This window comes from Streptomyces sp. SID1328 (assembly GCF_009865595.1).
Lineage (GTDB): Bacteria > Actinomycetota > Actinomycetes > Streptomycetales > Streptomycetaceae > Streptomyces > Streptomyces griseoluteus.
Map to the genome: position 1 here is coordinate 1 of NZ_WWKH01001025.1, position 10,332 is coordinate 10,332.

At 70.5% G+C, this 10,332-nt stretch carries 14 protein-coding genes and 1 pseudogene; 11 read left to right on the forward strand and 4 right to left on the reverse strand.

All coding sequences use genetic code 11. The features are described 5' to 3' along the window. The 4 genes from GT030_RS33070 to GT030_RS33085 all read left to right on the forward strand — a co-directional run. Nucleotides 1-708: ATP-binding protein (locus tag GT030_RS33070; protein ID WP_237522990.1), on the forward strand; the 708-nt coding region annotated here is incomplete at its 5' end. Beyond that, nucleotides 705-1,391: a response regulator gene (locus GT030_RS33075; protein WP_161204227.1), complete on the forward strand. Its 687-nt coding sequence runs from the start codon at nt 705-707 to the stop codon at nt 1,389-1,391. The genes GT030_RS33070 and GT030_RS33075, both read left to right, overlap by 4 nt. A gap of 65 nt (nt 1,392-1,456) precedes the next feature. Next, nucleotides 1,457-1,855, forward strand: a complete 399-nt coding sequence (locus GT030_RS33080) for an OB-fold nucleic acid binding domain-containing protein (RefSeq protein ID WP_130337226.1) — start codon at nt 1,457-1,459, stop codon at nt 1,853-1,855. Between the two features lie 3 nt (nt 1,856-1,858). Next, a complete protein-coding gene (locus GT030_RS33085) occupies nt 1,859-2,671 on the forward strand; it encodes a DUF3159 domain-containing protein (RefSeq protein WP_161204228.1) in 813 nt (270 codons plus the stop codon). Nucleotides 2,672-2,729: 58 nt separating this feature from the next. On the opposite strand, the gene GT030_RS33090 is transcribed toward GT030_RS33085, so the two are convergent. The 3 genes from GT030_RS33090 to GT030_RS37240 all read right to left on the reverse strand — a co-directional run bounded on the left by GT030_RS33090 (nt 2,730) and on the right by GT030_RS37240 (nt 4,319). After that, entirely contained in the window at nt 2,730-3,401 is a 672-nt protein-coding gene (locus tag GT030_RS33090; protein ID WP_086694605.1) for a TrkA family potassium uptake protein, read from the reverse strand. Continuing rightward, nucleotides 3,401-4,072 (reverse strand): TrkA family potassium uptake protein, encoded by a 672-nt coding sequence (locus GT030_RS33095; protein ID WP_161204229.1) that lies wholly within the window; start codon nt 4,070-4,072, stop codon nt 3,401-3,403. The genes GT030_RS33090 and GT030_RS33095 overlap by 1 nt, the downstream gene beginning before the upstream one ends. 112 nt (nt 4,073-4,184) lie before the next feature. Then, nucleotides 4,185-4,319, reverse strand: coding sequence for a hypothetical protein (locus GT030_RS37240; RefSeq protein WP_272920742.1), 135 nt, complete (start codon nt 4,317-4,319; stop codon nt 4,185-4,187). Between the two features lie 160 nt (nt 4,320-4,479). Here GT030_RS37240 and GT030_RS33100 point away from each other — a divergent pair, with 160 nt between their 5' ends. From GT030_RS33100 to GT030_RS33115, 4 genes are all read left to right on the forward strand, one after another. Then, nucleotides 4,480-6,528, forward strand: a complete 2,049-nt coding sequence (locus GT030_RS33100; RefSeq protein WP_161204230.1) for an APC family permease — start codon at nt 4,480-4,482, stop codon at nt 6,526-6,528. A 101-nt stretch (nt 6,529-6,629) separates the two neighbouring features. Then, complete coding sequence (locus GT030_RS33105) at nt 6,630-7,949, forward strand: TRAM domain-containing protein (protein WP_161204231.1); 1,320 nt, start codon at nt 6,630-6,632, stop codon at nt 7,947-7,949. A gap of 270 nt (nt 7,950-8,219) precedes the next feature. Further along, entirely contained in the window at nt 8,220-8,486 is a 267-nt protein-coding gene (locus GT030_RS33110) for a CopG family transcriptional regulator (protein ID WP_161204232.1), read from the forward strand. Beyond that, the gene (locus GT030_RS33115; protein WP_161204233.1) at nt 8,483-8,926 is read left to right on the forward strand and encodes a PIN domain-containing protein; all 444 of its coding nucleotides are present in this window, start codon (nt 8,483-8,485) and stop codon (nt 8,924-8,926) included. The genes GT030_RS33110 and GT030_RS33115 overlap by 4 nt, the downstream gene beginning before the upstream one ends. Nucleotides 8,927-9,012: 86 nt before the next feature. On the opposite strand, the pseudogene GT030_RS37470 reads toward GT030_RS33115, so the two are convergent. Continuing rightward, nucleotides 9,013-9,429: pseudogene (locus GT030_RS37470) on the reverse strand (cytochrome ubiquinol oxidase subunit I); the annotation flags it as partial. Here GT030_RS37470 and GT030_RS33125 point away from each other — a divergent pair. The 3 genes from GT030_RS33125 to GT030_RS33130 form a co-directional block, all read left to right on the forward strand. Continuing rightward, on the forward strand, nt 9,397-9,879 hold the full coding sequence (locus GT030_RS33125) for a hypothetical protein (RefSeq protein ID WP_161204235.1): 483 nt from the start codon (nt 9,397-9,399) through the stop codon (nt 9,877-9,879). The pseudogene GT030_RS37470 and the gene GT030_RS33125 overlap by 33 nt on opposite strands. Nucleotides 9,880-9,953: 74 nt before the next feature. Further along, nucleotides 9,954-10,124, forward strand: coding sequence for a hypothetical protein (locus GT030_RS35985; protein WP_202460873.1), 171 nt, complete (start codon nt 9,954-9,956; stop codon nt 10,122-10,124). Nucleotides 10,125-10,176: 52 nt separating this feature from the next. Beyond that, nucleotides 10,177-10,332 (forward strand): DUF2795 domain-containing protein (locus GT030_RS33130; protein ID WP_161204234.1); only part of this gene is annotated, 156 nt, incomplete at its 3' end.

Genomic DNA, 10,332 nt, shown 5'->3' on the forward strand with positions numbered 1-10,332 from the left:
CTGCTCGCCGCCGTCAGCCACGACCTGCGCACCCCGCTCGCCGGGATCAAGGCCGCCGTCTCCTCCCTGCGCTCGGACGACGTGGCCTGGTCCGAGGAGGACCGGGCCGAACTGCTGGAGGGCATCGAGGAGGGCGCCGACCGGCTCGACCACCTGGTGGGCAACCTGCTCGACATGTCCCGCCTCCAGACCGGCACCGTCACCCCGCTGATCCGCGAGATCGACGTGGACGAGGTGGTGCCCATGGCGCTGGTCGGCGTGCCCGAGGACAGCGTCGGCCTGGACGTGCCCGAGACGCTGCCCATGGTCGCCGTCGATCCCGGCCTGCTGGAGCGCTCGGTCGCCAACCTGGTGGAGAACGCCGTCAAGTACAGCCCGCCCGGCCGGCGCGTCACCGTCTCCGCCAGTGCCCTGGTCGACCGGGTCGAGGTGCGGGTCGTGGACCGGGGGCCCGGCGTGCCGGACGAGGCGAAGGACCGTATCTTCGAGCCGTTCCAGCGGTACGGCGACGCCCCGCGCGGCGCCGGGGTCGGACTCGGCCTCGCGGTGGCCCGCGGCTTCGCCGAGGCCATGGACGGCACCCTCACCGCCGAGGACACCCCCGGCGGCGGACTCACCATGGTCCTCAGCCTCCGCGCCGCCCGGCCCGGCCCCGAGCCGTCGCGCGCCGGGGAGGACACCGCAGAACAGGAAAGGCAGCCGCAATGACCAGGGTGCTGGTGGTCGACGACGAACCGCAGATCGTGCGGGCCCTCGTGATCAACCTCAGGGCGCGCTCGTACGACGTCGACTCGGCCCCAGACGGCCGCACCGCGCTCCAGCTCGCCGCCTCCCGCCACCCCGACGTGATCGTCCTGGACCTGGGCCTGCCCGACATGGACGGCGTCGAGGTGATCCGGGGCCTGCGCGGGTGGACGCGGGTGCCCATCCTGGTGCTGTCCGCCCGCCACTCCTCCGACGAGAAGGTCGAGGCGCTGGACGCGGGCGCCGACGACTACGTCACCAAGCCCTTCGGCATGGACGAACTGCTGGCCCGGCTGCGGGCCGCCGTGCGCCGGGCCGAGCCGGTCGGGCCGGGCGAGGACGAGGTGACCACCGTGGAGACGGCCGGCTTCACCGTCGACCTGGCCGCCAAGAAGGTCGACCGGGGCGGCAAGGACGTACGGCTCACCCCGACCGAGTGGCATCTGCTGGAGGTGCTGGTCCGCAACACCGGCCGGCTGGTCGGCCAGAAGCAGCTGCTGCGGGAGGTCTGGGGGCCCTCCTACGGCACCGAGACCAACTATCTGCGGGTCTACATGGCCCAGCTCCGCCGCAAGCTGGAGGCCGACCCCGCCCACCCCCGGCACTTCATCACCGAACCCGGCATGGGCTACCGCTTCGAGAAGTGATCCGGTGTCCGGGCCGGGGCCCTCTGGAGTACGGCCTCGGGGGCACACCCCGGTACGCTTCAGATATGAGTGGCGTTCCTCGATCCGAAAAGTCGGCAGGCCGGTTCCGCCGCATGCTGGACCGGCTCTCCACCTCGCAGGAGGACCTGGAGTCGGAGGAGCTGCGGGAGGACACCGAGACCGCGGGCTGCACCCGGATCGGCGACTGCCACGACCGGCAGATCGTCACCGTAACTGGTACCTTGCGCACGGTCACCCTGCGACCGCGGGCGGGAGTCCCGGCGCTGGAGGCGGAGTTGTTCGACGGCACCGCCGCGCTGGACGTGGTGTGGCTCGGCCGGCGCTCCATCACGGGTATAGAACCGGGACGCAAGCTGATCGCATCGGGCCGGATCTCGATGAGCCGGGGCCGCCGCGTGCTGTTCAACCCGAAATACGAACTGCGACCCCTCGGACGGGAGTAGCCGGTGACGTCCCTCGACAAGCCGACCCAAGACGCCGGACAGAGCCCGCCGGGCGGCGGCCGCGAGGACGACGGCCAGGTCCACGACTCCCGGGCGGTCACCGAGGCCGCGCTGTTCGAGGCGTTCGGCGGCATCCGCGGCATGGTCGAGACGGTGCTGCCCGGCCTGATCTTCGTCACGATCTTCACGATCAACAAGGACCTGCACTTCTCCGCGATCGCCGCGCTGGCGGTCTCGGTGATCATGCTGGTGGTCCGGCTGCTGCGCAAGGACACCGTCAAGCACGCCTTCAGCGGTGTCTTCGGGGTCGCCTTCGGTGTCGTGTTCGCCATGTTCACGGGCAACGCCAAGGACTTCTACCTGCCCGGCATGCTCTACACCCTGGGCCTGGCGCTGGCGTACATCATCACCACCCTCGCCGGGGTGCCGCTGATCGGGCTGATGCTGGGGCCGGTGTTCAAGGAGAACCTCTCCTGGCGCACCCGCAACCCCGGCCGCAAGAAGGCGTACACCAAGGCCAGTTGGGCCTGGGGCCTGATCCTGCTCGCCAAGTGCGCGATCCTCTTCCCGCTCTACTGGTGGGCCGACACCACCCAGCTCGGCTGGGTCCTGGTCATCCTGAAGATCCCGCCCTTCCTGCTGGCGGTCTGGCTCACCTGGGTCTTCCTCGCCAAGGCGCCGCCGCCGATCGACGTGTTCGCCGAGATGGAGGCCGCCGAGAAGGCCGAGGAGGCCGAGAAGGCGGCGAAGGCCGAGCGCGAGGGCGCCGCCGCCGAGAACGGCGAGACCGCGGCGGGACGGCACCGCAGGGGCTGAGTGCACACGAGGAGGGCGCCCCCGGAGAGATCCGGGGGCGCCCTCCTCACGTGCGGCCTCAGACGTTGTCGCGGCGGACCGACAGCAGGTCCTCCAGCTGCTCCTCGCGGGCCTGCGCGGCCACGAAGAGGAGTTCGTCGCCCGCCTCCAGGGAGTCCTCCTTGGACGGCGTCAGCACGCGGGTGCCGCGGATGATGGTGACGAGGCTGGTGTCCTCGGGCCACTCCACGTCCCCGACCTGGGTGCCGGCCAGCGCCGACTCCTCCGGCAGGGTCAGCTCCACCAGGTTGGCGTCGCCGTGGCTGAAGCGCAGCAGCCGGACCAGGTCGCCGACGCTCACCGCCTCCTCGACCAGGGCGGACATCAGACGCGGGGTGGAAACGGCCACGTCCACGCCCCAGGACTCGTTGAAGAGCCACTCGTTCTTGGGGTTGTTCACCCGGGCGACGACGCGCGGGACGCCGTACTCCGTCTTGGCGAGCAGCGAGACGACCAGGTTGACCTTGTCGTCGCCGGTCGCGGCGATCACGACGTTGCAGCGCTGGAGCGCGGCCTCGTCCAGGGCCGTGATCTCACAGGCGTCGGCCAGCAGCCACTCCGCCTGCGGCACCCGCTCCACCGAGATGGCGGTCGGCGCCTTGTCGATCAGCAGGACCTCGTGGCCGTTCTCCAGCAGTTCCGCCGCGATCGAGCGGCCGACCGCCCCGGCTCCGGCAATGGCGACCCTCATCAGTGACCGCCCTCCTCTTCGGGGCCGTCGGCGAACGCGGCCTCGACCTTCTGGACCTCGTCCGTCCGCATCATCACGTGCACCAGGTCGCCCTCCTGGAGGACCGTCTGCGAGGTGGGCAGCACGGCCTCGCCCAGCCGGGTCAGGAACGCCACGCGCACGCCCGTCTCCTCCTGGAGCTTGCTGATCTTGTGGCCGACCCACTTCGCGGAGGCGTGCACCTCGGCGAGCTGGACCCCGCCGGTGGGATCGCGCCACAGCGGCTCCGCGCCCGAGGGCAGCAGCCGGCGCAGCATCTGGTCGGCGGTCCAGCGGACCGTGGCGACGGTCGGGATGCCCAGGCGCTGGTACACCTCGGCACGACGCGGGTCGTAGATCCGGGCGGCCACGTTCTCCACGCCGAACATCTCACGGGCCACCCGGGCGGAGATGATGTTGGAGTTGTCACCGCTGGAGACGGCGGCGAAGGCGCCGGCCTCCTCGATGCCCGCCTCGCGCAGGGTGTCCTGGTCGAAGCCGATACCGGTGACCCGGCGGCCGCCGAATCCCGGCCCCAGCCTGCGGAAGGCGGTGGGGTCCCGGTCGATCACGGCGACCGTGTGTCCCTGTTGCTCCAGGGTCTGGGCGAGAGCGGAACCCACTCTGCCGCAGCCCATGATGACGATGTGCACGACCGTCCTTCCGGTGTCCAAAAGTTGCTGCTCGGCATCAGGGTCTCAGACCGGCGCCCAAAGCTGCACACGCGTGCTCGTCCTGTCCGCCGTCAACCCGTCGTGACGGCGTTCATCTGCGCTGTTCGGTGACCGCGGTCACCCCCGGCGCCCGGCGCCGAGTGATGCTGCGCACGCTGCACCCGGTGAGGACGGCGAGACCGGCCAGGGCTAGCACGGCCCCGAGCAGCTCAGCGGCGACGGGCATGGGACCTCCGAAGTGCGACGACGGGCCGGAGCAGTCATCTAGGCACGGGGGCGCGCGCACCCGGCACACCCCACTTCCGGGCGCCCCCGATTTCACTCGTGAGGCAGAACGCGCCCACCGGTTGCGCGCCCGCCTGTTCGAAGCCTTACGATCCTCTCTCGTGTCCAAACTGACCGACGTGCCCAAACGGATTCTGATCGGGCGCGCACTGCGCAGTGATCGGCTGGGCGAGACGTTCCTGCCGAAGCGCATCGCCCTCCCGGTCTTCGCCTCCGACCCGCTGTCCTCCGTCGCCTACGCGCCGGGGGAGGTTCTGCTGGTCCTGTCCATCGCGGGCGTGTCGGCGTATCACTTCAGCCCCTGGATCGCCGTCGCGGTCGTCGTGCTCATGTTCACGGTGGTCGCCTCCTACCGGCAGAACGTGCACGCCTACCCCAGCGGTGGCGGTGACTACGAGGTGGCGACCACCAACCTCGGCCCCCGCGCCGGGCTGACCGTCGCCAGCGCCCTGCTGGTCGACTACGTCCTCACCGTGGCCGTGTCCATCGCCTCCGGCATCGAGAACCTCGGCTCTGCGGTGCCCTTCGTGGTGCAGCACAAGGTGCTGTGCGCCTGTGCCGTGATCGTCCTGCTGACGCTGATGAACCTGCGCGGGGTGAAGGAGTCGGGCAAGCTCTTCGCCATCCCCACGTATGTGTTCGTCGGCGGCGTCTTCATCATGATCGCGTGGGGCGCCTTCCGCGGGCTGGTCCTCGGGGACACGATGCGCGCGCCCACGGCCGGCTTCCACATCCGGGCCGAGCACCAGGGCCTCGCGGGCTTCGCGCTGGTCTTCCTGCTGCTGCGGGCCTTCTCCTCCGGCTGTGCCGCGCTCACCGGCGTGGAGGCCATCTCCAACGGCGTCCCCGCCTTCCGCAAGCCCAAGTCGAAGAACGCGGCGACCACGCTCGCCATGATGGGCCTGCTGGCCGTCACCATGTTCTGCGGCATCATCGCGCTCGCCATGACCACCAAGGTCCGCATGGCGGAGTACCCGGCGACCGACCTGCTGCGCAACGGCGTGCCCATCGGCTCCGGCTACGTCCAGAACCCGGTGATCTCCCAGGTCGCCGAGGCGGTGTTCGGCAAGGGCAGCTTCCTGTTCATCGTCCTCGCCGCCGCGACCGCGCTGGTCCTCTTCCTCGCGGCGAACACGGCGTACAACGGCTTCCCGCTGCTCGGCTCGATCCTGGCGCAGGACCGCTATCTGCCCCGCCAACTGCACACCCGCGGCGACCGTCTGGCGTTCTCCAACGGCATCGTGCTGCTCGCCGGCACCGCGATGCTGCTGGTGGTGATCTACGGCGCCGACTCGACGCGGCTGATCCAGCTCTACATCGTCGGTGTGTTCGTTTCCTTCACGCTCAGCCAGACCGGCATGGTCCGGCACTGGAACCGGCACCTCGCCGCCGAGAAGGACCCGCTCAAGCGCCGCCACATGGTCCGCTCCCGCGCGATCAACGCCTTCGGCGCCTTCTTCACCGGCCTGGTGCTGGTCGTCGTGCTGGTCACCAAGTTCACCCACGGTGCCTGGGTCGCCCTGCTGGGCATGTGCATCTTCTACGTGACGATGACCGCGATCCGTAAGCACTACGACCGGGTAGCGGACGAGATCGCCGCCGTGGACGGCCCCACCGACGACAGCGTGCGCCCCTCGCGGGTGCACTCCCTGGTGCTGGTCTCCAAGATCCACCGCCCCACGCTGCGCGCCCTGGCCTACGCCAAGCTGATGCGCTCCGACACCCTGGAGGCGCTCACCGTCAACGTCGACCCGATGGAGACCAAGGCGCTGCGCGAGGAGTGGGAGCGGCGCGGGATCGCCGTACCGCTGAAGGTGCTGGACTCGCCGTACCGCGAGATCACGCGGCCGATCATCGAGTACGTCAAGAACCTCCGCAAGGAGTCTCCGCGGGACGCCGTGTCGGTGATCATCCCGGAGTACGTGGTGGGTCACTGGTACGAGCATCTGCTGCACAACCAGAGCGCGCTGCGGCTCAAGGGCCGGCTGCTGTTCACGCCCGGCGTGATGGTGACCTCGGTGCCCTACCAGCTCGAGTCCTCCCAGGTGGCCCGCGACCGGGCCCGCCGCAGGCAGGAGTGGAGCGCGCCCGGCGCGGTGCGGCGGGGCCCGGCCGAGCGGCCGAAGGACGGGGCCGGGACCAAGGAGTGACCGTGGGGGTCCTCGGGACCCCGTAGACTGGTCGGCTGTTGTCCGCGCGGGCCCTTGTTCGTCCGCCGCCCCTCCCTCCCCGATCTTGGAGTCACCCCACCATGCAGGCAGAACAGAAGAAGTCTCTGGTGGGCGCGGAGTACGAGGTCGAGGTAGGCCCGGTCGCCCACGGCGGTCACTGCATCGCCCGTACCGCCGAGGGGCAGGTGCTGTTCGTCCGGCACACGCTGCCGGGGGAGCGGGTCGTGGCGCGGGTGACCGAGGGCGAGGAGGGCGCGCGCTTCCTGCGGGCCGACGCGGTGGAGATCCTGGACGCGTCCAAGGACCGCGTCGAGGCGCCGTGCCCGTTCGCCGGCCCCGGCAAGTGCGGCGGCTGCGACTGGCAGCACGCGAAGCCGGGTGCGCAGCGGCGCCTGAAGGGCGAGGTCATCACCGAGCAGCTCCAGCGGCTCGCGGGCCTCACCCCGGAGGAGGCCGGCTGGGACGGCACGGTCATGCCGGCCGAGGGCGACAAGCTGCCCGCGGGCCAGGTGCCCCAGTGGCGTACCCGCATGCAGTACGCGGTGGACGCGGACGGCAACGCCGGCCTGCGCCGCCACCGGTCGCACGAGGTCGAGCCCATCGACCACTGCATGATCGCCGCGCCCGGTGTCAGCGAACTCGGCATCGAGGACCGGGACTGGTCGGGCATGGCCTCCGTCGACGCGATCGCCGCGACCGGCTCGCAGGACCGCATGGTCATCCTGGAGCCCCGCCCCGGTGCCAGGCTGCCGCTCGTCGAGCTGGACCGGCCCGCGTCCGTGATGCGCGTCGACGAGAAGGACGGCGGCGTCCACCGGGTCCACGGCCGCGCGTTCGTCCGCGAGCGCGCCGACGGCCGCACGTACCGCGTCGGCAGCGGCGGCTTCTGGCAGGTCCACCCGAAGGCGGCGGACACGCTGGTGACGGCCGTCATGCAGGGCCTCCTGCCCCGCAAGGGCGAGATGGCGCTGGACCTCTACTGCGGCGCCGGCCTCTTCGCCGGTGCCCTCGCCGACCGCCTCGGCGAGACCGGCGCGGTCCTCGGCATCGAGTCCGGCAAGCGGGCGGTGGAGGACGCGCGGCACAACCTCGCGGACTTCCCCCGCGTGCGGATCGAGCAGGGCAAGGTGGAGTCGGTCCTGCCCCGGACGGGGATCACGGAGGTCGACCTCGTCGTCCTGGACCCGCCTCGGGCGGGGGCCGGCCGCAAGACGGTGCAGCACCTGGCCGGCCTCGGTGCTCGGCGGATCGCCTATGTGGCCTGCGACCCGGCCGCGCTGGCCCGGGACTTGGGGTACTTCCGCGAGGGCGGGTACCGGGTGCGGACGCTGCGGGCGTTCGATCTGTTTCCGATGACTCATCATGTGGAGTGCGTGGCGATCTTGGAACCGGTGAAGTAGAGCGGCTGACCTGCGGGTTTGCGGTGTTCGTCGGGCACTCGACCTGTTTTCAGCCTGACCCGCCAATCCAGGTGGCTGTAGCGACAGCGGTACAAGCCGTGAAGCGGACTGGGTAGACGTACGAAGGGTGCTGGGATCCCCCGACAGACAGCGTCTCCTGCTGCGTCGCGGCGCGGGATACGACTGTCTGCTGCCCCCTCAGGATGCATCGCTCAGCAGCCGGACGGGCACGGACATACATCATGTTGGTACATGGACTAGTCTTGGTACATGTCGATGAAGCGCACCAACGTCTACGCCGATCCGGAAGACCTCGCGATCATCAAAGAGGCCGCGAAGCGGCGCGGTATCAGCGAGGCGGAGATCATCCGCCAGGGCATCCATCTAGCGGCCATGGCCAACCGTGTATGGGACGAGCCCCTCTTCTCGCGCACCTTCCGAGGAGCGGGACGCACTCCCGGTAAGCGTGACGTGCGTGACGCTGTCGCCGACGCGGTGCGCCGCGAGACCGGGACCGGGACCGGGACCGCTGCGTGATCGTCGTCGTCGCGGGCACCTCCGGGCTGCTTGCTGCGCTCGACTCCGCCCACCCCGAGCACCAAGCGTCGAACGAAGCCATCATGGCTGCCGGGCTCCTGGTGATGTCCCCGCTCCTGCTCGCGGAGATCGACCACGTCGCCACGCGCGAGCTCGGCCGTGAAGCGGCCCTCAGCGCGGTCGACGACATCCGCCATTGGGTGCGACGAGGCCGTGTCGTTCTGCCCGGGATCACGGAGGATCACCTGGGTGTCGCCCAGTCGGTGCGCGCCCGCTATCGCGACTTGGACCTGGACCTCGCGGACGCGGTGAACGTGGCCCTTGCCGCCGAGTACGACACCGACGCGGTACTCACGCTCGACCGGCGCGATTTCCGGGCTGTGCGCCCATTGGGTCGGCACAAGGTGTTCCGGGTGCTGCCCGACGACCTGCCGATCTGAATCGGGAGGGTGTCCGGCTGTGTCGTCTGTCGGATTCCGTCGGTAGTGACGCTCGCGGCACTTGCGGACTGCCTGCCGAAAAGAGCCGCCGCCCCCATGAGGGCCGCGGAAATCGTGTGGGTGGTGTGCGGGGGCGGCGCCGGCCTGAGGATCGCCCCCCACGGGTCGGTGTGGACGGCCTTGCCGTCGCGCAGCGTGAAGCCACGGGGGTGGTTCATCCAGGCTGTGGACCACATCGCCGAGGGTTCCTCTCGGTGCAGGGCGGGTGCGTCGCGTAACGCCAGTCGATTGCCCGGCAAATCGGACATCTTTCGAAAACTCGTACCGGATGTGTCGTACGGGCTGGGTGGGGCGGGTACCCGAGCTTCGGCCAATCCGGGGGGCTCGGTCCCGACGAGGAGGCTGCGGTGAGTGCGAGTGACGTTCCGCGTGCCGGCACGACCGGCACGCGGCAGGCCGGCCGGCTCCGGCTGGACCTGCTCGGCATCTATCTCAACGACCATCTGGCGGGGGCCACCGTCGGCACCAATCGGGCCCGTTACCTGGCCCGCGCGACCCGTGGCACCCCGACCGGCGAGGCGCTGGAGCCGATCGCGCGTGAGATCGCCCAGGACCGGCGGAGCCTGCTGGACATCATGGCCAGGCTGGGTGTTCCGGCGCGCCAGTACAAGGTCTTGGCGGGCCGCGCGGCCGAGTTGGGCGGGCGGCTCAAGCCTAACGGCCGCTTGGTCCGCCGGTCCCCGCTCACGACGGTCGTCGAGCTCGAGTTCCTGCGGCTCGGCGTCGAGGGGAAAGCGGCCGGCTGGCGGACGCTGCGTCCGCTCGCCGAGACGGACGAGCGCCTCGACCCGCGGCAGCTCGACCAGTTGCTCGAACGGGCCGAACGGCAGCTGCGCACGCTCGAGGAGCTCCGCTTCCGGCGGTCGCAGGAGGTGTTCCGGGGCCCTGGGTGACCCCCTGTTCCGCGGCGGGGCTCAGGCACCCGCCGTTCCGCAAGAGACGCAAGGCGCACCAGAGGAGTGCCGTCATGACTGTTCCCGAAGAGAACCGACCGAAGACGCACACCACCGACGAGGTGGTCATGGAACCGTCGCGGGACCCGGACGCGGAGGGTCGTACCGGCGGAGCGAAGAGCCGCGACCTGCGTGAGGCGATGGACGAGGCGGGGATCGAACCGGACGACTTCGAGGACCGGTAGGCGCGGCCGCTCGCCGTGCCGACGAGTTCGGAACAAGCAAGGAGGATCCCTCATGGCACACACCAGCGTGCCGGAGGTGCTGGACGCGATCAAGGACGTCGACTTCCCGGCCGACAGGGACGAGTTGGTCGACGCGGCGCGGTCGGCGGGCGCCTCGGAGGAGGTGGTCAAGGCACTGCGCGGTATCCCGCCGGAGCAGTACGCGAAC